The sequence below is a fragment of the Pseudomonas cremoricolorata DSM 17059 = NBRC 16634 genome, from assembly GCF_000425745.1.
GTDB lineage: Bacteria > Pseudomonadota > Gammaproteobacteria > Pseudomonadales > Pseudomonadaceae > Aquipseudomonas > Aquipseudomonas cremoricolorata.
In genome coordinates, this window is record NZ_AUEA01000007.1 from 102644 (window position 1) to 122183 (window position 19540).

At 66.6% G+C, this 19540-nt stretch carries 21 protein-coding genes and 1 riboswitch; of the genes, 17 read left to right on the forward strand and 4 right to left on the reverse strand.

What is annotated here, in order from left to right:
- Positions 1–37 precede the first annotated feature (37 nt).
- The 3 genes from H618_RS0109130 to purM are packed head-to-tail and all read right to left on the reverse strand — an operon-like array spanning position 38 to position 2468.
- Complete coding sequence (locus H618_RS0109130) at positions 38–748, reverse strand: DUF3108 domain-containing protein (RefSeq protein WP_028694788.1); 711 nt, start codon at positions 746–748, stop codon at positions 38–40.
- A gap of 8 nt (positions 749–756) precedes the next feature.
- Positions 757–1410 carry a phosphoribosylglycinamide formyltransferase gene (gene purN, locus H618_RS0109135; RefSeq protein WP_028694789.1) on the reverse strand — a complete coding sequence of 218 codons (654 nt, stop codon included), beginning with the start codon at positions 1408–1410 and terminating at the stop codon, positions 757–759.
- A complete protein-coding gene (purM, locus tag H618_RS0109140) occupies positions 1410–2468 on the reverse strand; it encodes a phosphoribosylformylglycinamidine cyclo-ligase (RefSeq protein WP_028694790.1) in 1059 nt (352 codons plus the stop codon). Before purM ends, purN begins: the two co-directional genes overlap by 1 nt.
- A 293-nt stretch (positions 2469–2761) precedes the next feature.
- Between purM and H618_RS0109145 the strand changes: the two genes are divergently transcribed.
- The 4 genes from H618_RS0109145 to H618_RS0109160 all read left to right on the forward strand — a co-directional run bounded on the left by H618_RS0109145 (position 2762) and on the right by H618_RS0109160 (position 6148).
- The gene (locus tag H618_RS0109145) at positions 2762–3787 is read left to right on the forward strand and encodes a DUF2066 domain-containing protein (protein WP_028694791.1); all 1026 of its coding nucleotides are present in this window, start codon (positions 2762–2764) and stop codon (positions 3785–3787) included.
- A 189-nt stretch (positions 3788–3976) separates the two neighbouring features.
- Positions 3977–4681, forward strand: a complete 705-nt coding sequence (hda, locus tag H618_RS0109150) for a DnaA regulatory inactivator Hda (RefSeq protein WP_028694792.1) — start codon at positions 3977–3979, stop codon at positions 4679–4681.
- A gap of 139 nt (positions 4682–4820) precedes the next feature.
- On the forward strand, positions 4821–5468 hold the full coding sequence (locus H618_RS0109155) for a C40 family peptidase (RefSeq protein WP_028694793.1): 648 nt from the start codon (positions 4821–4823) through the stop codon (positions 5466–5468).
- Between the two features lie 137 nt (positions 5469–5605).
- On the forward strand, positions 5606–6148 hold the full coding sequence (locus H618_RS0109160; protein WP_028694794.1) for a C40 family peptidase: 543 nt from the start codon (positions 5606–5608) through the stop codon (positions 6146–6148).
- Positions 6149–6226: 78 nt separating this feature from the next.
- Here H618_RS0109160 and H618_RS0109165 read toward each other — a convergent pair whose 3' ends face one another.
- Complete coding sequence (locus H618_RS0109165) at positions 6227–7546, reverse strand: PQQ-dependent sugar dehydrogenase (protein WP_028694795.1); 1320 nt, start codon at positions 7544–7546, stop codon at positions 6227–6229.
- 118 nt (positions 7547–7664) lie between these two features.
- Positions 7665–7887: riboswitch (cobalamin riboswitch) on the forward strand.
- Positions 7888–8011: 124 nt separating this feature from the next.
- Between H618_RS0109165 and cobO the strand changes: the two genes are divergently transcribed.
- From cobO to H618_RS23285, 13 genes are all read left to right on the forward strand, one after another.
- Positions 8012–8623, forward strand: coding sequence for a cob(I)yrinic acid a,c-diamide adenosyltransferase (gene cobO, locus H618_RS0109170; protein WP_028694796.1), 612 nt, complete (start codon positions 8012–8014; stop codon positions 8621–8623).
- Positions 8620–9915 (forward strand): cobyrinic acid a,c-diamide synthase CobB, encoded by a 1296-nt coding sequence (locus tag H618_RS0109175; RefSeq protein ID WP_028694797.1) that lies wholly within the window; start codon positions 8620–8622, stop codon positions 9913–9915. The genes cobO and H618_RS0109175 overlap by 4 nt, the downstream gene beginning before the upstream one ends.
- Positions 9912–10562 carry a 5,6-dimethylbenzimidazole synthase gene (gene bluB / locus H618_RS0109180; protein WP_028694798.1) on the forward strand — a complete coding sequence of 217 codons (651 nt, stop codon included), beginning with the start codon at positions 9912–9914 and terminating at the stop codon, positions 10560–10562. The genes H618_RS0109175 and bluB overlap by 4 nt, the downstream gene beginning before the upstream one ends.
- A complete protein-coding gene (gene cbiB / locus H618_RS0109185) occupies positions 10559–11467 on the forward strand; it encodes an adenosylcobinamide-phosphate synthase CbiB (RefSeq protein ID WP_028694799.1) in 909 nt (302 codons plus the stop codon). The genes bluB and cbiB overlap by 4 nt, the downstream gene beginning before the upstream one ends.
- Positions 11460–12452: a threonine-phosphate decarboxylase CobD gene (cobD, locus tag H618_RS0109190; protein WP_028694800.1), complete on the forward strand. Its 993-nt coding sequence runs from the start codon at positions 11460–11462 to the stop codon at positions 12450–12452. Before cbiB ends, cobD begins: the two co-directional genes overlap by 8 nt.
- The gene (locus tag H618_RS0109195) at positions 12449–13903 is read left to right on the forward strand and encodes a cobyric acid synthase (RefSeq protein ID WP_028694801.1); all 1455 of its coding nucleotides are present in this window, start codon (positions 12449–12451) and stop codon (positions 13901–13903) included. The genes cobD and H618_RS0109195 overlap by 4 nt, the downstream gene beginning before the upstream one ends.
- Before the next feature lie 2 nt (positions 13904–13905).
- Positions 13906–14427: a bifunctional adenosylcobinamide kinase/adenosylcobinamide-phosphate guanylyltransferase gene (gene cobU / locus H618_RS0109200; protein ID WP_028694802.1), complete on the forward strand. Its 522-nt coding sequence runs from the start codon at positions 13906–13908 to the stop codon at positions 14425–14427.
- Positions 14424–15479, forward strand: a complete 1056-nt coding sequence (cobT, locus tag H618_RS0109205; protein ID WP_028694803.1) for a nicotinate-nucleotide--dimethylbenzimidazole phosphoribosyltransferase — start codon at positions 14424–14426, stop codon at positions 15477–15479. The genes cobU and cobT overlap by 4 nt, the downstream gene beginning before the upstream one ends.
- Positions 15476–16075, forward strand: a complete 600-nt coding sequence (cobC, locus tag H618_RS21480) for an alpha-ribazole phosphatase family protein (RefSeq protein WP_050577264.1) — start codon at positions 15476–15478, stop codon at positions 16073–16075. The genes cobT and cobC overlap by 4 nt, the downstream gene beginning before the upstream one ends.
- Positions 16075–16809 carry an adenosylcobinamide-GDP ribazoletransferase gene (locus H618_RS0109215; RefSeq protein ID WP_028694804.1) on the forward strand — a complete coding sequence of 245 codons (735 nt, stop codon included), beginning with the start codon at positions 16075–16077 and terminating at the stop codon, positions 16807–16809. Before cobC ends, H618_RS0109215 begins: the two co-directional genes overlap by 1 nt.
- 189 nt (positions 16810–16998) lie before the next feature.
- Positions 16999–18111 carry a glycoside hydrolase family 5 protein gene (locus H618_RS0109220; RefSeq protein WP_033727609.1) on the forward strand — a complete coding sequence of 371 codons (1113 nt, stop codon included), beginning with the start codon at positions 16999–17001 and terminating at the stop codon, positions 18109–18111.
- 75 nt (positions 18112–18186) lie between these two features.
- Positions 18187–19386, forward strand: coding sequence for an MFS transporter (locus tag H618_RS0109225; protein ID WP_028694806.1), 1200 nt, complete (start codon positions 18187–18189; stop codon positions 19384–19386).
- Positions 19383–19505 (forward strand): hypothetical protein, encoded by a 123-nt coding sequence (locus tag H618_RS23285; RefSeq protein ID WP_281169473.1) that lies wholly within the window; start codon positions 19383–19385, stop codon positions 19503–19505. The genes H618_RS0109225 and H618_RS23285 overlap by 4 nt, the downstream gene beginning before the upstream one ends.
- The last annotated feature ends 35 nt before the right edge of the window (positions 19506–19540 follow it).

Below are 19540 nucleotides of genomic sequence, written 5' to 3' on the forward strand. Positions count from 1 at the left end.
GGGGGGGCGGCTAACGCCAAGCGTTAGCCGCGTTGCATCAGTTGCCCTTGACCGGCTTGCCATCCACCGAACCGTCCTGCAGGACGATCACGTATTCCTTGCCGTCGGTCTCGACCTGACGCAGTTGCACCAGCAGGTAGTCCCAGCTCTTGGCGAACCACAGCTCGGTGATGCGCTTGCTCTGGCTCGGGTCGCGCACGCGCTCGACCTTGATCGCGTCGACGCTACCGGTCTTGGTCGCGACTTTTTCAGTGCCCAGCACGCGGAAGTCGTAGGTGTCGATCTCGTCACCATCGACCACCTGGTAGGTCATGCTTTTCTTGCCAGCGGCAACGTCGTGTTGCAATGCCAGCTGATAAGAGGACTTGTCGAGCACACCGCGGTTAAGCGGCAGGTTGACGGCATCGCCACGGTCGCTACCGGTGACTTTCTTGGCGTTCCAGTCGAAGTTCAGGTCGACTTTCTTGGCCTTGCCCAGCCCGCCGCGTTCGAAGTGATAGGTCTGCGGCTGCAGCGTATCGTTCTCCATGCGCAGGGTGCTTTGCTCGGTCAGGCTGGCGATCATCATCGACGCCTTGAAGTTCAGGTCCCAGGTGCCGTTGGCATTCTTCGCCAGGCTGCGCTCGGCGGTGCCGCTCATCGGCAGTTGCTTCCAGTCGGCGGTGTAGCTGGCCGAGAACGGCTTCAGATCAGCGGCCTGCAAGGGCAGGGCGAGCACGGCAAGAGCCAGGAACAGGGCACGACGCATACGTTCTCCTAAGGTCGAATCAAATGACCGCTGGCCGGAAGTGGCTGGCCATCGAGTAACGCACCCTCTTCGCCGAGACGCAAGCGCCCTTCAGCGAACCAGCGTACGGCCAGCGGGTAGATCTGGTGTTCCTGGCGGTGCACGCGTTGAGCCAGGCTCTGCGCAGTGTCGTCAGGTTCAACCGCAATCACTGCCTGTACGACCAAAGGTCCGCCATCGAGTTCCTCGGTGACGAAGTGCACGCTGCAGCCGTGCTCGGCGTCACCCGCCTCGAGGGCACGCTGATGCGTGTGCAGGCCTTTGTACAGGGGCAGCAGGGAAGGGTGGATATTGAGCAGGCGCCCCTGATAGTTGCGAACGAAGCCGCCACTTAGGATGCGCATGAAGCCGGCAAGCACCACCAGCTGCGGCGCGAAGCCGTCGATCAGCGCCATCAGCGCTGCGTCGAAGGCGTCACGGCCGTCGAAGCCCTTGTGGTCGAGCACCGCCGTGGCGATACCGGCCGCTTCGGCCCGTTGCAGGCCGTAGGCATCGGCGCGGTTGGCGATCACCGCCCGAACCCGCACCTTGCTGCCTGGGGCGGCGCTGCTGTCGATCAGCGCCTGCAGGTTGCTGCCAGAACCGGACAGCAGTACCACGACATCACAGGTATCGCCCGGCATCAGTGTGCCTTGACGTTGTTCAGCACGACCTGTGCAGCACCCTCTGCGGCCTGTTCGATGCGGCCGATGACCCACGGCTGCTCGCCGGCTTCACGCAGCACGGCCAGCGAGCGCTCGACCTGATTCTGCGCCACGCAGATGACCATACCCACGCCGCAGTTCAGCACGCGGTGCATTTCGTGTTCATCGACGTTGCCTTTTTCCTGGAGGAAATCGAACACCGCCGGACGCTGCCAGCTGGCCACATCGACCACCGCCTGGGCGTTCTTCGGCAGTACCCGCGGGATGTTGTCGAGCAGGCCACCGCCGGTGATGTGCGCCATCGCCTTGACCGCGCCGGTGTCCTTGATCAGCTTGAGCAGCGGCTTGACGTAGATGCGCGTCGGGGCCATCAGCAGGTCGGCCAGCGGCTTGCCGTCGAGTTGGGTGCTGTCGATGTCGGTGGCCGAGACTTCGAGGATCTTGCGGATCAGCGAGTAGCCGTTGGAGTGCGGGCCGGAGGACGGCAGGGCGATCAGCGCATCGCCGGTGGCGACCTTGGAGCCGTCGATGATCTCGGCCTTTTCCACCACGCCGACGCAGAAGCCGGCCAGGTCGTAGTCTTCGCCTTCGTACATGCCGGGCATTTCAGCGGTTTCGCCGCCGACCAGCGAGCAGCCGGCCAGTTCGCAGCCGGCGCCGATGCCGGTGACCACGGTAGCGGCGACATCGACGTTGAGCTTGCCGGTGGCGTAGTAGTCGAGGAAGAACAGCGGCTCGGCGCCGCACACCACCAGGTCATTGACGCACATGGCGACCAGGTCCTGGCCGATGCTGTCGTGCTTGTTCAGGTTCAGCGCCAGACGCAGCTTGGTGCCGACGCCGTCGGTGCCGGACACCAGCACCGGCTGTTTGTAACCGGCCGGGATCTCGCAGAGGGCGCCGAAGCCGCCCAGGCCACCCATGACTTCAGGGCGTGCGGTGCGCTTGGCGACGCCCTTGATGCGTTCGACCAGTGCTTCGCCGGCGTCGATGTCTACACCGGCGTCTTTGTAGCTCAGGGAGGGTTGCTTGCTCATTGATCCAGGCCTTTAGGAGGGAGGGATTCGGGAAAACGACCTCGACGACCAGGGCCGGCTGCGAAGGTGTCGGCTGCCTGACCGGTCAGCGGTCTGCGAAGGCGCGCGATTTTATCAGGGTTGCCCGGCAGCGGCCATCCTCAGGCCGACGGGCAGGGCGGGAAAAGCAGAAAAACCCCGTCTGCCGGGTGCACCGGGCGGGCAGCCTCTATAAGGTAGTCGGCGGCGTGCGTCGGCTGTGGGCAAGGCCCCTGCGAGTGCGCCGGTACCGAATATCTGTACAGGAATCGTTCATGCGCCTGATCCCTACCCTGAGCGTGGCCTGCCTGGCCATGCTGTCGAGCCTCGCCCACGGCGAGAGCGTCTCCGGGCTGTACCACGTGCGTGAAGTGGTCGACGGCCAAGGCAGCGAGGCGCGCAGCCAGGCCACGCGGCAAGCCTTCGACACCCTGGTGCTACGCCTGACCGGTGACGCCAAGGCGGCGCAGAGCGCGGCGCTGGCCAGCCTGCGCGAAGACCCGCAACCGATCATCAGCCAGTTCGCTTTCGAGGGCGGATCGCCGCCGACCGTGCAGGTGGAGTTCGACCCCGGCAGCACCGAGCGGGCGCTGGGCAAGGCCGGGCTTGCGCTGTGGGGCAGCAACCGGCCGTCGATTCTCGGCTGGTGGCTGTTCGACGATGCTGAAGGCAGCACGCTGGTCGGTGATGGGCAAAGCGCCGCCGAACCGCTGCGCCGCGCCGCTCAGCACCGCGGCCTGCCCCTGCGCCTGCCCTTGGCGGACTTGCAGGAACAGCTGCTGGCCGATGCCAAGGCGCTCGAGGGCAAGGACCCAAAAGCCCTGCGCGAAGCGGGTGAACGCTATGGCGCCAACGCGTTGCTGGCGGTGCACGCGCAGCAGGCCGATGGCCATTGGCAGGGCACGTGGCAGTTATGGCTGGGCAAGCAGCATGAGCAAGGCAGCGCGCAGGGCGACGATCCGGCGGCGCTGGCCGATGCAGTGATGCTGGCGGTGAGCAACCGCCTGGCGCCGCGCTATGTCAGTCGTCCCGGGGTTGCCAGTGGTGTGCAATTGCGCGTCGAAGGCATGACTCTGGCCCGCTATGCCGAACTCGATCGCGTGCTCGAAGGCTTCGCCGCGCGCCTGCAACTGGCCCAGAGCGATACCTTCACCTATAACGTCAGCGGCAGTCGTGAACAGCTGCGCGCGCAGTTGGGTCTTGCGCAACTGCACGAGGTGCAGGTCGAGCCCGCGCCGAGCGGCACGCCGCCGGCACCTGGGGCGCAGGCACCGTTCGAGGGGTTGTTGATGCGCTGGTGAATGGCTAGGCAAGGGTCTATGCCCTTCATTAATAGAAGGGCGAACATCCAGTGCTCACCCTGCGCGCTACGCAAGCCGTTGATTTTCCTTGAGCTGCCGGGCGCTGTGATTGTGCGGCCTGTCTGGCGGGTATAGACTTTGCCGACTTTTCACCTAAGGCCCCTCTGGTCCTTGTGACCGCCCGCCAGCATGAAACCGATCCAGTTGCCCTTGGGTGTGCGCTTGCGCGACGACGCCACCTTCATCAACTACTACCCAGGCGCCAATGCGGCGGCGCTTGGCTATGTCGAGCGGCTGTGCGAAGCCGACGCGGGCTGGACCGAAAGCCTCATCTATCTATGGGGCAAGCAAGGGGTAGGGCGTTCGCACCTGCTGCAGGCCGCAACCCATCGTTTCCAGCAATTGGGCGAACCGGCGGTGTACCTGCCGTTGGCGCAACTGCTTGATCGCGGCGTCGAGTTGCTCGACCACCTCGAGCAATTCGAGCTGGTGTGCATCGATGACCTGCACGTCATCGCCGGCAAAGCGGACTGGGAAGAGGCGATGTTCCACCTGTTCAACCGCTTGCGCGACAGTGGTCGGCGTCTGTTGCTGGCGGCCAGCAGCTCACCACGGGAATTGCCTATCCGCCTGCCCGACCTGAAATCGCGCCTGACCCTGGCGCTGATCTTCCAGATGCGCGGCCTTTCCGACGAAGACAAACTGCGTGCCCTGCAACTGCGCGCCTCGCGTCGCGGTTTGCAGATGACCGACGAGGTCGGGCATTTCATCCTTACCCGTGGCACTCGCAGCATGAGCGCGCTGTTCGACCTGCTCGAACGCCTCGATCAGGCCTCGCTGCAGGCTCAACGCAAGCTGACCATTCCCTTTTTGAAGGAAACGTTGGGCTGGTAATACTTGGGGTGTTAACGATCGAAGCATGCCTTTGAACCTGGCAAAACGGAAAAGTCACATTTTTTTCCATAAAATTTGCAAATGGGTCTGATAGGCGGCATAGTTTCCACCTTCCAAAACCCATGCCACGGTCGTGCTCATGCTAAATCGCTTCGCACCCCTCGTGCCCCTAGCACTTGTGACCCTGCTGTTCGGCTGTGCTTCGCAAAGCACTGTCACCCAGCCGCAGGTTCAACCGCAGGTCACCGCTCAATCGTCTGCCAAGGCCAAACCATCGGCCTCTTCCGTATTCACCGAGGAAGACCTGGCAATTCTCGAAGACGAAGAGCAACCCACTTTCTCCAGCGCCAGCAAGCCTTACCAGATGCCTGGCCTGGCTGACAGCATCCTCGAACGCGGCATGGCGCTGATCGGCACCCGCTACCGCTTCGGTGGCACTTCGGAAAAATCCGGTTTCGATTGCAGCGGCTTCATCGGCTATCTGTTCCGCGAAGAAGCGGGCATGTCGCTGCCACGCTCGACCCGCGAAATGATCAACGTCGACGCCCCCAAGGTTGCGCGCAACAAGCTCAAGCCCGGTGACTTGCTGTTCTTCAGCACCAACGGTCGCGGCCGCGTCAGCCATGCCGGCATCTACCTGGGTGACAACCAGTTCATCCACTCCAGCAGCAGCCGCAGCGGCGGCGTGCGCATCGACAGCCTCGGTGACCGTTACTGGAGCAAAACCTTCATGCAGGCCAAACGTGCATTGGCCATGGCACCGACGACCAACATCGCACGCAACTGATTGCACATCGCTGTTGTCAGTACACACGGCGGTTAGCTGAAAAGCTAACCGCCGTGCGCGTTTACAGAAACAAGCTAATCTAATTTCTCAACTCTTTTCGGCTGCGGCCGACCCGTTCCTGACAGGACGTTCCGACCATGAAGACAATGGTGCGCCTTGCTTTCCTGATGTCTGTGGCCTTGCTGACGGCGTGCTCCAGCCGTGCGCCTGCCCCTGCTCCCGCCCCGGCGCCCAAGCCGCAGGTGGTCTTCAACACCCAGCCAAGCTTCTCGCCAGTGGCCTCCGATGTGCTGTTTCGTGCCATTGGTCTGGTCGGCACGCCTTATCGCTGGGGCGGCAATACCCCGGATTCGGGCTTCGATTGCAGTGGTCTGATCAAGTACGTGTATAACGACGCCGCCGGCATCAGCCTGCCGCGCTCGACACGGGAAATGATCGTCATGCAGGCGCCGAGCGTGAACATCAACGCCCTGCAATCAGGCGACATCGTGTTCTTCGCCACCAACGGCGGTTCGCAAGTGAGCCATGCCGGCATCTACGTCGGTGAAGGGCGCTTCGTTCACGCGCCGCGCACCGGTGGCACCGTGCGGCTGGACTACCTGTCCAACAGCTACTGGTCCAAAGCCTACCTGCAGGCCAAGCGCATCATTCCGGCCGGACACCTGGCGCAGAACCCCTGATTGGGCAGCGACCGAAGCGCTGCAATGGCGCTTCGGTCAGTCTCAATAGCAGCCGTCAGCCCAACCCCGCGTGAAACATCACGGTTTTGCCGCCGTCACCCGCCAGATCACATTGCCCACATCATCGGCCACCAGAACCCCGCCGTGCTTGTCATTGACTACGCCCACCGGCCGGCCCATGGCCTTGCCGTCGTCATTGACGAAGCCGCTGAGCAGGTCACGTGGCTCGCCCTGGGGTTTACCGTCGTTGCCGAACGGCACGAACAACACCTTGTAGCCGCTTAGTGGCTTGCGGTTCCACGAGCCATGCTGGCCGATGAACACGCCCCGATCGAACGGCGCCGGCAGCATGCCTGGCTGAGCGAAGGCCAGGCCCAGGGATGCGGTGTGCGGGCCAACGGCGTAGTCGGGAGCAATGGCGCTGGCGACCTTGGCCGGGTCCTGCGGGTCGACCCGCGCATCGACGTGCTGGCCGTAATAGCTGTAGGGCCAGCCGTAGAACGCGCCGTCCTTGACTGAGGTGATGTAGTCGGGCACCAGGTCGCTGCCGATTTCGTCGCGTTCGTTGACCGCGGTCCACAGCGCGCCGGTGTGCGGTTCCCAGTCCATGCCATTGGGGTTGCGCAGGCCAGTGGCGAACAGGCGCTGCTGTTTGCTGGCGAGGTCGACTTCCCAGATCGCTGCGCGGCCTCGCTCTTGCTCCAGGCCGTTTTCGCCGACGTTGCTGTTGGAGCCGACGGTGACGTAGAGCTTCTTGCCGTCACGGCTGGCGAGGATGTTCTTGGTCCAGTGGTGGTTGAGCGGCCCGCCCGGCAGATCGACCACCTTCTCACCCGGATCGCGCAATTGCATGGCGTTGTCGGCGTAGCGGAAATGCAGCAGCTTGTCGGTGTCGGCGACATAGAAGTCATTGCCCACCAGGGCCATGCCGAACGGTGAGTTCAAGCCCTCGACAAAGGTCGTGCGAATTTCCGCGACGCCGTCGTGGTCGGCATCGCGCAGCAAGGTGATGCGGTTGGCGCTTGCCACGCCGGCGCCGGCGCGCTTCATGACCTTTTCCATCACCCAGCCACGAATGCCGCTGCTGTCGTCCGGCTTGGGCGGTGCGTTGGTTTCGGCCACCAGCACATCGCCGTTGGGCAGCACATACAGCCAGCGCGGGTGGTCGAGGTCGTCGGCGAAGGCCTGCACCTGGGTGCCTGGGGCGGCAATCGGCTTGGCACCGTCCGACCAGCCAATCGCCGGGGCGATGTTCAGGGTCGGGATCAGGGTCTTGTTCGGCGGCGGCAGGTTGGGGTTGGGGCCGGTGCCATCGGCCACGCTCAGCCGGGCAGTTTCGCCGCAGGCAACCAGGCTGGCGCTGACGGCCAGCAGTACACCGATACGCAGTGGGGACATGCCGCGATCCTCCGGGAATAGGACACCACTAGCAATTAAGAGGCGCCGATCACCAAGGTGGTTCACTCGGGCGCATCCTGCGGTCCATTACATTGACGCTCCGGGTGCAACCCTCTAACCTTCGCGGCGTGTTTCAGGTGCCCCGTGGAACGATTTCTAGCCGGGGTGAAACTGGGAAGCCGGTGGCCGCCTTGCGGGCGCGAGTCCGGCGCTGCCCCCGCAACGGTAGGTGAGTCAAACCTCGCGCAGAGCCACTGGGTCGACCCCGGGAAGGCGCGCGGCGGACAGGGCCATGGCGCCCACTCACAAGCCCGGAGACCGGCCTGTCACTGCCAAACGGCATCACGGAGGGTGATGCGCGGTGCTCCGTGGCTCAGGCCATGGCTGCTGCGCGCCCCCGTGCCTGCCTGCCTATTTGATCTGTCGGCGCGGCTGCCTTGCCGCCCACAGCCCGCGGAGACCCCCATGAGCGAATCCCCAGAGCGCGACGAACGTCACCTGGCGCGGATGCTGCGCAAGAAAGCCGTCATCGACGAGCGCATCGCCAACTCCCCCAACGAATGCGGCTTGCTGCTGGTGCTCAGCGGCAACGGCAAGGGCAAGAGCAGCTCGGCCTTCGGCATGCTCGCCCGGGCCATGGGCCACGGCATGCGCTGCGGCGTGGTGCAGTTCATCAAAGGCCGCAACAGCACCGGCGAAGAGTTGTTCTTCCGGCGCTTCCCCGAGCAGGTCAGCTACCACGTGATGGGCGAGGGCTTCACCTGGGAAACCCAGGACCGCCAGCGCGACATCGCCGCCGCGGAGGCCGCCTGGGCGGTGTCGCGGCAGTTGCTGCAAGACCCGGCCGTGCAATTCGTGGTGCTCGATGAGCTGAACATCGCCCTCAAGCATGGCTACCTCGATCTTGAGCAGGTGCTCAACGACCTGCAGGCGCGCCCGCCGATGCAACACGTGATCGTCACCGGCCGCGGCGCCAAGCCCGAGCTGATCGAGCTGGCCGACACCGTCACCGAAATGGGCATGCTCAAGCACGCCTTTCAGGCCGGTATCCGCGCGCAGAAGGGCGTGGAACTGTGAGCGACAGCCGTGCCTGCCCGGCGGTGCTGATCGCCGCCCCGGCCTCGGGCCAGGGCAAGACCACCGTCACCGCCGCCCTGGCGCGGCTGCACCGCAATCTCGGCCGCCGCGTACGGGTGTTCAAGTGTGGCCCGGACTTTCTCGACCCGATGATCCTCGAACGCGCCAGCGGCGCGCCGGTGTATCAGCTCGACATGTGGATGATCGGCGAGGCCGAGAGCCGGCGCTTGCTGTGGCAAGCGGCAGGTGAAGCCGACCTGATTCTCATCGAGGGGGTCATGGGCCTGTTCGACGGTACGCCTTCCAGCGCCGATCTGGCCCGTCACTTCGGTGTGCCGGTGCTGGCGGTGATCGACGGCACCGCCATGGCGCAGACCTTCGGCGCCCTGGCCCTGGGTCTTGCCCGTTACCAGCCCGACCTGCCGTTCGCCGGCGTGCTGGCCAACCGTGTCGGCAGCCTGCGCCACGCGCAGTTGCTCGAAGGCAGCCTGAGCGAGGGCCTGCGCTGGTACGGCGGCTTGTCCCGCGAGCGCGGTATCGAGCTGCCCAGCCGCCATCTGGGACTGGTCCAGGCCAGTGAGCTGAACGACCTCGATGCGCGCCTGGATGCGGCCGCGCAGGCCTTGGGCGACAGCTGCGATGCGGCCTTGCCGCCGGCCGTGACGTTCAGTTCTCCGCAACCGCTTGCCGTGACGCAGAGCCTTGCCGGCGTGCGCATCGGCGTGGCCCGTGATGAAGCCTTCGCCTTCCTTTATGGCGCCAACCTCGACCTGCTGCGTGCCCAAGGCGCGGAACTGGTGTTCTTCTCGCCGCTGCACGACGCCGAGCTGCCCGCGGTCGACAGCCTATACCTGCCCGGTGGCTACCCCGAACTGCATCACCAGGCGCTGGCGGCGAACGCCTCGATGCTGGCCGCGATTCGCCAGCACCACGCTCAAGGCAAACCACTGTTGGCCGAATGCGGCGGCATGCTCTACCTGCTCGACGGCCTGACCGATGTCGATGGCCAGCGCGCCGAGCTGCTCGGCCTGCTGCCCGGCGAGGCGAGCATGCAGAAACGCCTGGCGGCCCTGGCCTTGCAGGCGGTCGAGTTGCCCGAAGGCACCTTGCGCGGGCACACCTATCACCACTCGCTGACCACCACCGAGCACGCGCCGATCGCCCGCGGCCTGAGCCCCAATGGCGGGCGCGGCAACGAGGCGGTGTATCGGCTCGGGCGCTTGACCGCCTCGTACGTGCACTTTTATTTCCCTTCCAGTCCCGAGGCGGCGGCGGCGCTGTTGCGACCATGAACGAACATGCCTTTTCCTCGGCCGAACGCGCCGCGGTGTACCGCGCCATCGGCGAGCGCCGCGACATGCGCCACTTCGCCGGCGGTGAAGTCGCCCCTGAGCTGCTGCGCCGTCTGCTCGGCGCTGCGCACCAGGCGCCCAGCGTCGGCCTGATGCAGCCGTGGCGCTTCATTCGCATCACCCGCCCCGAGCTGCGCGACGACATCCAGGCGCTGGTCGAGCAGGAGCGCATACGCACCGCCCAGGCCCTGGGCGAGCGCTCCGATGACTTCATGCAGCTCAAGGTCGAAGGCATCCACGACTGCGCCGAGCTGCTGGTGGCAGCGCTGATGGATCAGCGCGAAGCGCACATCTTCGGCCGCCGCACCTTGCCGGAAATGGACCTCGCCTCACTGGCCTGCGCCATCCAGAACCTGTGGCTGGCGGCCCGCGCCGAAGGCCTGGGGATGGGCTGGGTGTCGCTGTTCGATCCACAGGCACTTGGCCAGCTGCTGGGCATGCCGAGTGGTGCCAAGGCGGTGGCGGTGCTGTGCCTGGGGCCGGTGCAGGCCTTCTACGAGGCGCCGATGCTGGTGCAGGAGCAGTGGGCCGAAGAGCGCCCGCTGGATGACCTGCTGTTCGAAAACGCCTGGGAGCAACGCCCATGAGCATGGCCTTGCTGTGCGTGGCTGGGGTCGCCCTGGATGCGTTGTTCGGCGAGCCGCAGCGGCGTCATCCGCTGGTGGCCTTCGGCAATTTCGCCAGTGCCGTCGAGCGTCGCCTGAACGCCGGCGGCCGCGGCTGGCGCAGCCATGGCGTCAGCGCCTGGTTGATCAGCGTAGTGCCGCTGACCCTGCTGGCGCTGCTGCTGTCGTGGTTGCCGCTGATCGGCTGGCTGGTCGATGCCCTGGCGCTGTATTGCGCCCTGGGCATGCGCAGCCTCGGTGAGCATGTGCTGCCCGTCGCCCAGGCGCTGCGCCAGGGGAATCTGGCCGAGGCGCGGCGCCGGGTGGGCTATCTGGTCAGCCGTGAAACCGCCGAGCTGGATGAACCGGCAGTGGCCCGCGCCGCCACCGAGTCGGTGCTGGAGAACGGCAGCGACGCGGTGTTCGCCACCTTGTTCTGGTTCATCGTCGCCGGGGCACCGGGAGTGGTGCTGTATCGCCTGAGCAATACCCTCGATGCCATGTGGGGCTATCGCAACGCCCGCTTCGAGCGCTTCGGCTGGGCCGCGGCGCGCATCGACGATGGCCTCAACTATGTACCGGCGCGGCTGGTGGCGCTGACCTACGCGGTGCTCGGCAAGACCCGCCTGGCGCTGCGCTGCTGGCGGCGACAGGCGCCGCTGTGGGACAGCCCCAGCGCGGGCCCGGTGATGGCCGCCGGGGCCGGTGCGCTGGGCGTCGAGCTGGGCGGCCCGGCGGTGTACCACGGCGAGCTGCATGAGCGTGCGCGTCTGGGCGAAGGGCCGGTGGCCGATGCCCAGGCCATCGAGCGCGGCTGGAACCTGGTGCAGCGGGGCGTGTGGCTGTGGCTGCTGGTGATCTGCGTGGGGGCGTACCTGAATGCTTGAACACGGTGGACGGCTGCTGCGCGCCAGCCAGTATTACGGCATCGCCCGCAGCGAGTGGCTGGATCTGTCCAGCGGCATCGCCCCCTGGGCCTTTGCCATTCCCAGCATTGCCCACGATGCCTGGGCACGCTTGCCGGAAAACGAAGACGGCCTCGAGCAGGCCGCGCGCAGCTATTACGACGCTGCTCAGCTGCTGCCGGTGGCCGGCTCGCAGGCGGCGATCCAGGCCTTGCCGCTGCTGCGCGGACGCAGCCGGGTCGGGGTGCTCAGCCCGTGCTACGCCGAGCATCCGCATGCCTGGCGGCGCGCCGGGCACAGCCTGCTGGAGCTGGACGACAGCCAGGTCGACGCGGCGCTCGATAGCCTCGATGTGCTGGTGCTGGTCAACCCCAACAACCCCACCGGGCGCTTGCTGACCCGTCAGCGTCTGCTCGAGTGGCATGCGCGGCTGGCGGCGCGAGGTGGCTGGCTGGTGGTCGATGAAGCGTTCATCGACAACCAGCCCATGCAGAGCCTGGCCGACTGCACCGGGCGTGCGGGGCTGATCGTGTTGCGCTCGTTCGGCAAGTTCTTCGGCCTGGCTGGCGTGCGTTTGGGCTTCGTCCTTGCCGAGGCTGCGCTGCTGCAGCGCCTGGCCGACTACTTAGGGCCCTGGACCGTCGCAGGTCCAACACGGGTGCTCGGCCAGGTCTGCCTGAGTGACCGCGCCGCCCAGGCCGCGCAGACCACCCGCTGCGCCGCGGCCAGCGCGCGCCTGGCCGCGCTGTTGGCTGACGCCGGGCTGGCGCCGAGCGGTGGCTGCGACCTGTTCCAGTACCTGCGCATGCCCGAGGCTGCGCGCCTGCATGACTTTCTCGCCCGCCGCGGCATTCTCGTGCGCCTGTTCCAGCAGCCCGCTGCGCTGCGCTTCGGCCTGCCGCCGAACGCTGCCGATGAACAGCGCCTGGCCGAGGCCCTGGCGGCTTACCACAAGGACTTTGCATGACCACGTTGATGGTGCAGGGCACCACCTCCGATGCCGGCAAGAGCACGCTGGTCACCGCGCTGTGCCGCTGGCTGCTGCGCCAGGGCGTGGCGGTGGTGCCGTTCAAGCCGCAGAACATGGCGCTCAACAGCGCGGTCACCGCCGACGGTGGCGAAATCGGCCGCGCCCAGGCGGTGCAGGCGCAAGCCTGTCGCCTGGCGCCGCACACCGACATGAACCCGGTGCTGCTCAAGCCCAACAGCGACACCGGCGCGCAGGTGATCATCCATGGCCGCGCGGTCACCAGCATGAACGCGGTGGCCTACCACGACTACAAGGCCATCGCCATGCAGGCGGTACTGGCATCGCACCAGCGCCTGAGCGCGGCCTACCCGGTGGTGATGGTCGAAGGTGCAGGCTCGCCTGCCGAGATCAACCTGCGCGCCGGCGACATCGCCAACATGGGCTTTGCCGAGGCGGTCGATTGCCCGGTGATTCTGGTGGCCGATATCAACCGTGGCGGGGTGTTCGCCCATCTGGTCGGCACCTTGGAGCTGCTTTCGCCGAGCGAGCAGGCGCGGGTCAAGGGTTTTGTCATCAACCGTTTTCGCGGTGACATCGCCTTGCTCCAGCCGGGGCTCGACTGGCTCGAGCAGCGCACCGGCAAACCGGTGCTGGGCGTGCTGCCGTTCGTCAGCGATCTGCACCTGGAGGCCGAAGACGGCCTCGACCGCCGCCAGGGCGCCAAGCATGAGCAGGTGCTGAAAGTCATCGTGCCGGTGCTGCCGCGCATCAGTAACCACACCGATTTCGACCCGCTGCGTCTGCACCCGCAAGTGGACTTGCAGTTCATCGGCCCTGGCCAGGCGATTCCAGCCGCTGACCTGATTATCCTGCCTGGCTCGAAAAGCGTGCGCGCCGACCTTGCGCAGTTGCGCGAGCGCGGCTGGGCCGAGGCCATCGACCGTCACTTGCGTTATGGCGGCAAGCTGATCGGCATTTGCGGCGGTTTGCAGATGCTCGGCACCCAAGTGCACGACCCGCTGGGCCTGGAAGGCTCGGCCGGCAGCAGCGCCGGGCTGGGCTTGCTCGACTACAGCACGGTGCTGCAGGCCGACAAGCAACTGCGCAATGTCCACGGCACCTTGAGCCTGGAGCAGGCTGCGGTGAGCGGCTATGAAATCCACGCCGGGGTCACCGAGGGCGCGGCGTTGCGTCAGCCGGCAGTGCGTCTGGCCGATGGTCGCGACGACGGCGCGATCAGCGCCGATGGCCAGGTGCTCGCCACCTACCTGCATGGCTTGTTCGAGGGCAGCGACTCGTGCGCCGCGCTGCTGCGCTGGGCGGGCCTGGCCGAGGTGCAGCGCATCGATTACGAAGCGTTGCGCGAACGTGACATCGAGCGGCTCGCCGACCTTGTCGAAACCCATTTGAACACCGCGCACTTGCGCGAGCTTTGCGGAGTCGCCTGAGCATGCATAGCCTGATCCTTGGCGGCGCCCGCTCGGGCAAGAGCCGCCTGGCCGAGCAACTGGCCGTCGCCAGCGGCCTGGCCGTGACCTACATCGCCACCAGTCAGCCGCTGGACGGCGAAATGAACCAGCGCGTGCAACTGCACCGTGAGCGGCGCCCCAGCCACTGGGCCTTGATCGAAGAGCCGCTGGCCCTGGCCCGCGTGCTGCGCGCCGAGGCCGGCGCCGAGCGCTGCCTGCTGGTCGACTGCCTGACCTTGTGGCTGACCAACCTACTGATGCTCGAAGACGACACCCGCCTTGTCGCCGAGCGCGATGCGCTGCTCGACTGCCTGGCCGAGCTGCCGGGCACAGTGATTCTGGTGAGCAACGAAACCGGCCTTGGCGTGGTGCCCATGGGCGAGCTGACCCGCCGCTATGTCGACCTTGCCGGCTGGCTGCACCAGGCCGTCGCCGAACGCTGCACACGCGTGGTGCTCAGCGTCGCCGGCCTGCCCCTGACCCTGAAAGGACCTGCCCTATGAATCGCCATTGGTGGCTCGATGCCTGCCAAGCCCCTGACCCGGCTGCCACCGAGCAGGCCCTGGCCCGTCAGCAGCAACTGACCAAACCCACCGGCTCGCTGGGCCAGCTGGAACAGCTGGCGGTGCGCCTGGCCGGTCTGCAAGGCTGCGAGCGGCCGAGCCTGGAGCGCGTGGCTATCGCCGTGTTCGCCGGCGACCACGGCGTGGTGGAGGAGGGCATCTCGGCCTATCCACAGGCGGTCACCGGGCAAATGCTGCACAACTTCGTCAATGGCGGGGCGGCCATCAGCGTGCTTGCCCGGCAGTTGCAGGCCACCCTCGAGGTGGTCGACCTGGGCACCGTCGATGCGAGCCTGGAGCTGCCCGGGGTACACCACCTTCGGCTCGGCGCTGGCACCGCCAACTTCCTTCGCGGCCCGGCGCTCAGCGAGGCGCAGTTGCACGCCGCGCTCGAGGCTGGGCAACAGAGCGTGCGCCGCGCTCAGGCGGACGGCGCGCAGTTGTTCATCGGCGGCGAGATGGGCATTGGCAATACCACTGCCGCCGCGGCGCTGGCCTGCGCCCTGCTGGATTGCCCCGCGGCGCAACTGAGCGGCCCGGGCACTGGCCTTGACGATGCTGGTGTGGCGCACAAAGCGCGGGTGATCGAGCAGGCGCTGGCGCTGCATGGGTTGAGTGCCGAGCAGCCGCTGCGCGCCCTGGCCTGTGTCGGCGGCTTCGAGATCGCTGCGCTCACCGGCGCCTACCTGGCCTGTGCCCAGGCGGGTATCGCGGTGCTGGTCGATGGCTTTATCTGCAGCGTTGCCGCGTTGCTCGCCGTGCGCCTCAATCGGCAGTGTCAGGCGTGGCTGCTGTTTGCCCACCAGGGCGCCGAGCCGGGTCATCAGCGGGTGCTGGCCGCGCTGCAGGCCGAGCCACTGCTGGCGCTGGGCCTGCGTCTGGGTGAGGGCAGCGGCGCGGCGCTGGCGGTGCCGCTGCTGCGTCTGGCCTGTGCCCTGCACGGGCAGATGGCGACCTTCGCCGAAGCCGCCGTGGCGGACCGTCCGGCATGATCCTCGAGCTCTTGCGCCATGGCGAAACCGAGCTGGGCGGCGGCCTGCGCGGCAGCCTCGACGATGCCCTGACCGAGCGCGGCTGGCAGCAGATGCACGATGCGGTGGCCGCTGCCGGGCCGTGGGACGTGCTGCTCAGCTCGCCGCTGCAACGTTGCGCGCGTTTTGCCGAGGCCCTGGCTGAGCGTCTGCAACTGCCGGTGCAACTGGCGCCAGCCTGGCGCGAACTGCACTTCGGGGATTGGGAAGGGCGCAGCGCTGCGCAATTGATGCAGACCGATGCCGAAGCGCTGGGGCGTTTCTGGGCTGACCCTTACAGTTGCACGCCGCCGGGTGGCGAGCCAGTGGCGGCATTCGCCACGCGGGTGCACCAGGGGTTGGCTGCGCTGCGCCAGGAACACGCCGGGCAGCGCGTGTTGGTGGTGACCCACGGTGGGGTGATGCGCCTGCTGCTGGCCCAGGCCCGCGGTCTGCCGCGTGAGCAATTGTTGCAGGTGGAGGTCGGCCATGGCGCCTTGTTGCCTCTAGACCTGGCTGCCTTCGACCAGCATGCCTTCGACCTGCCTGCCTTCAATCAACAGAGAGCGCCGAGCTGATGCAGCCCTGGTGGATCGCCTTGCAATTTCTCAGCAGCCTGCCGGTGCGCCTGCCCGGCATGCCCACACCCCAGCGGATGGGCCGTTCGGTGCTGTGCTATCCGCTGGTCGGCGGCTTGTTCGGGCTGCTGCTGTGGGGCGCCAGCGCGCTGCTGCACGGCGCCCCGGCGCCATTGCAGGCCGCGCTGCTGCTGAGCCTGTGGGTGGCGCTCAGCGGCGCCTTGCATCTGGATGGCCTGGCCGACAGCGCCGACGCCTGGCTGGGCGGTTTCGGCGACCGCGAACGCACCTTGCAGATCATGAAAGACCCGCGCAGCGGGCCGATCGCCGTGGTCACCCTGGTGTTGGTGTTGTTGCTCAAGTTCTGCGCGTTGTGGGTGCTGCTCGAGCGCGGTGCCGGGGCCTGGTTGCTGCTGGCGCCGGTGCTGGGCCGCGCGGCGCTGCTCGCGCTGTTGCTGAGCACCCCTTATGTGCGCCAGGGCGGGCTAGGGGCGGTGCTGGCCGAGCATCTGCCGCGCCAGCAGGCGCGCTGGATACTGCTCGGATGCGCCGCGCTGGTGCTGCTGCTCGGTGGGGCCACCGCGCTATGGGCGCTGGTGTGGGTGGCGATAGCGTTTGCGCTGCTGCGCAGGGCCATGTGCCAGCGACTGGGCGGCACCACCGGCGATACGGCCGGGGCGCTGTTAGAGCTGCTGGAGCTGGTCTGTGTGCTGGTCCTGGCACTGTGCCTGTAGTTGTCTGGAAAAATCCGATGCCATTTACGGATTAATCTGACGATTAGTGTAGGTCTGCGGAGGAAGGATTCCCTGCTGGTCGCCGCTATGCTCCAGCGCCCACCCTTCAGCCAGGCGCTTGCCATGCTCCGATTCCTTCTCGCCAGCGTTCTGCTGCTGGCTGCCAGTACCGCTTCTGCGGCCGACCTCATGCACTTCTGGAGCAGCCCGCAAAAGGGCGGCAACAGTTTCAATACCGCACCGCCACAGCAGGCTTACTTCGATGCCCTGGCGCGCTACGGCGCGACCTGGGTGCGCCTCTCATACGACAAATGGCAGCCCGAGCGACGGGATTTTCTGCTCGGCGATGCCGATCACTACCAGGGCTTGCAGGCGCGCGACGTGGCCCAGCTCAAGACCATTCTCGACCGCGCCCACGCCGCGGGATTGAAGGTGGTGATTGCGCCGTTATCCTTGCCGGGCATGCGCTGGTCGCAGAACAACGGCGGTACGTTCGACGATCGTCTGTGGCAAAGCCGCGAGTACTGGCAGCAGGCGGCGGCGTTCTGGCGCGATCTGGCCGATGTGCTGAAAGACCATCCTGCCGTTGCCGCCTACAACCTGATCAACGAACCGGCCCCGGAAAAGCACGGCGGCTTGGCCGAGCACGCCTCGCCGGCCGACATGGCGGCCTGGTACGCGCGCGAGGCCGGCGGCACGCGAGATTTGCCGGCCTTCTATGAGCAGGTGCTCAAGGCCATTCGCGAAGTCGACACGTTGACTCCGGTGATGCTCGACGCCGGCTGGTACGCCGCCGCCGATGCCTTCAGCTATTGGCCACGAGCGCTGAGCGATGCACGCGCGCTGTACAGCGTGCACATGTACGAGCCCTACACCGCCACCAGCGCGCCTAACCTCAAGCGTGAAAAACCCTACCCCTATCCTGGCAGTGTGCCCTTCGGCGGCGCCATGCAGTCGTGGGATGCCGTACGGGTGGCCGAGTACTTGCGCCAGCCCATGCAATGGGCCAAGGGTGTGGGTCTGCCGCTCAACCGCCTGGTGGTCGGGGAATTCGGTTGCATGCGCCAGTTGCCAGGCTGCCGGCAGTACCTGAACGACGTGCTCCAGGTGCTGGATGACACGCCCGTGCACTGGGCGTTCTACAGCTTTCGTGAAGACACTTGGGACGGTATGGATTACGAACTGGGCGACGCCAAGCTGCCGTGGCGTTACTGGCAGGCGCTGGAGCAGGGTAAACCCGACCCTCTGCCCCGCGGCCCGACGCCGCTGTTCGAGCCGATTTTGCGGCGTCTGGCGCCATAAGCCTGGCTGGCGCTCTGTCAGCCGCGCCCAAGCTATGCCACAGTGCAGCCTTTCCCCGGTGAAGAGATAACAACAATGACTTCCCTCTGGCGCAGCAGCGGCTGGGTGTTGCTGGGTGCGGCGTTGATTCTGGCGCTGTCGTTGGGCGTGCGGCACGGCTTTGGGCTGTTTCTGGCGCCGATGAGCGCCGATTTCGGCTGGGGCCGCGGTACGTTCGCCCTGGCCATTGCCTTGCAGAACCTGATCTGGGGGCTGGCGCAGCCGTTCGCTGGAGCCCTGGCCGACCGCCTTGGCGCGGCGCGGGTGGTACTGATTGGTGGAGTGCTGTACAGCGCCGGCCTGCTGCTGATGGCCATGGCTGACTCGCCGCTGTCACTGTCGCTCAGTGCCGGGCTGCTGATTGGCCTGGGGCTGTCGGGCACCTCGTTTTCGGTGATCCTCGGTGTGGTGGGCCGTGCGGTGCCGGCCGAGCAGCGCAGCATGGCCATGGGCATCGCCAGCGCGGCCGGCTCGTTTGGCCAGTTCGCCATGCTGCCGGGCACCCTGAGCCTGATTCAGGGCCTGGGTTGGTCGGCGGCGTTGCTGGTGCTGGGCCTGCTGGTGGCGCTGATCGTGCCGTTGGTGGGCATGCTGCGCGACCGTCCGCTACCCAGCGTCGGCGTCGAACAGAGCCTCGGCCAAGCGCTGCGTGAGGCCTGCTCGCACTCGGGGTTCTGGTTGCTGGCGCTGGGCTTTTTCGTCTGTGGCTTCCAGGTGGTGTTCATCGGCGTGCACCTGCCGGCCTACCTGGTCGACCAGCACTTGCCGGCGGCCACCGGCACCACGGTGCTGGCGCTGGTCGGGTTGTTCAACATCGTTGGCACCTACAGCGCCGGCTGGCTAGGTGGGCGCATGTCCAAGCCGCGCCTGCTCACGGCCCTGTACCTGTTGCGCGCGGTGGTGATCGTCGCGTTCCTGTGGCTGCCGGTGACGACCACCAGCGCCTACCTGTTCGGCATCGCCATGGGCCTGCTGTGGCTGTCGACCGTGCCACTGACCAACGGCACGGTGGCGACCCTGTTCGGTGTGCGCAATCTGTCGATGCTCGGCGGTATCGTCTTCCTCTTCCATCAGTTGGGCGCCTTCCTTGGCGGCTGGCTGGGCGGCATGGTGTATGACCGCACCGGCAGTTACGAGCTGGTCTGGCAGTTGTCGATCCTGCTCAGCCTGATGGCGGCGGCGCTGAACTGGCCGGTGCGCGAACGTCCGGTGGCGCGCTTGCAGGCGGCCTCGTGAGCGGCCGGGCAGTGGCGTGGTTGCTGGCGGCAGGCGCATTGCTGGTGCTGATGCTGGCGTGGTGGGGGTGGCAGCGCGGTGGCATGGCGCTGCTGCAGTTGGGCATGGGGCAGTGCTAGGCTGCTGGCTGATGACTATCGAGGAATACACCTGT

Excerpts from the sequence above, each read along its gene's own strand:
- H618_RS0109130 (WP_028694788.1), bottom strand. The coding sequence starts at position 748 with ATGCGTCGTGCCCTGTTCCTGGCTCTTGCCGTGCTCGCCCTGCCCTTG.
- purN (WP_028694789.1), bottom strand. The coding sequence starts at position 1,410 with ATGCCGGGCGATACCTGTGATGTCGTGGTACTGCTGTCCGGTTCTGGC.
- purM (WP_028694790.1), bottom strand. The coding sequence starts at position 2,468 with ATGAGCAAGCAACCCTCCCTGAGCTACAAAGACGCCGGTGTAGACATC.
- H618_RS0109145 (WP_028694791.1), top strand. The coding sequence starts at position 2,762 with ATGCGCCTGATCCCTACCCTGAGCGTGGCCTGCCTGGCCATGCTGTCG.
- hda (WP_028694792.1), top strand. The coding sequence starts at position 3,977 with ATGAAACCGATCCAGTTGCCCTTGGGTGTGCGCTTGCGCGACGACGCC.
- H618_RS0109155 (WP_028694793.1), top strand. The coding sequence starts at position 4,821 with ATGCTAAATCGCTTCGCACCCCTCGTGCCCCTAGCACTTGTGACCCTG.
- H618_RS0109160 (WP_028694794.1), top strand. The coding sequence starts at position 5,606 with ATGAAGACAATGGTGCGCCTTGCTTTCCTGATGTCTGTGGCCTTGCTG.
- H618_RS0109165 (WP_028694795.1), bottom strand. The coding sequence starts at position 7,546 with ATGTCCCCACTGCGTATCGGTGTACTGCTGGCCGTCAGCGCCAGCCTG.
- cobO (WP_028694796.1), top strand. The coding sequence starts at position 8,012 with ATGAGCGAATCCCCAGAGCGCGACGAACGTCACCTGGCGCGGATGCTG.
- bluB (WP_028694798.1), top strand. The coding sequence starts at position 9,912 with ATGAACGAACATGCCTTTTCCTCGGCCGAACGCGCCGCGGTGTACCGC.
- cbiB (WP_028694799.1), top strand. The coding sequence starts at position 10,559 with ATGAGCATGGCCTTGCTGTGCGTGGCTGGGGTCGCCCTGGATGCGTTG.
- cobD (WP_028694800.1), top strand. The coding sequence starts at position 11,460 with ATGCTTGAACACGGTGGACGGCTGCTGCGCGCCAGCCAGTATTACGGC.
- H618_RS0109195 (WP_028694801.1), top strand. The coding sequence starts at position 12,449 with ATGACCACGTTGATGGTGCAGGGCACCACCTCCGATGCCGGCAAGAGC.
- cobU (WP_028694802.1), top strand. The coding sequence starts at position 13,906 with ATGCATAGCCTGATCCTTGGCGGCGCCCGCTCGGGCAAGAGCCGCCTG.
- cobT (WP_028694803.1), top strand. The coding sequence starts at position 14,424 with ATGAATCGCCATTGGTGGCTCGATGCCTGCCAAGCCCCTGACCCGGCT.
- cobC (WP_050577264.1), top strand. The coding sequence starts at position 15,476 with ATGATCCTCGAGCTCTTGCGCCATGGCGAAACCGAGCTGGGCGGCGGC.
- H618_RS0109215 (WP_028694804.1), top strand. The coding sequence starts at position 16,075 with ATGCAGCCCTGGTGGATCGCCTTGCAATTTCTCAGCAGCCTGCCGGTG.
- H618_RS0109220 (WP_033727609.1), top strand. The coding sequence starts at position 16,999 with ATGCACTTCTGGAGCAGCCCGCAAAAGGGCGGCAACAGTTTCAATACC.
- H618_RS0109225 (WP_028694806.1), top strand. The coding sequence starts at position 18,187 with ATGACTTCCCTCTGGCGCAGCAGCGGCTGGGTGTTGCTGGGTGCGGCG.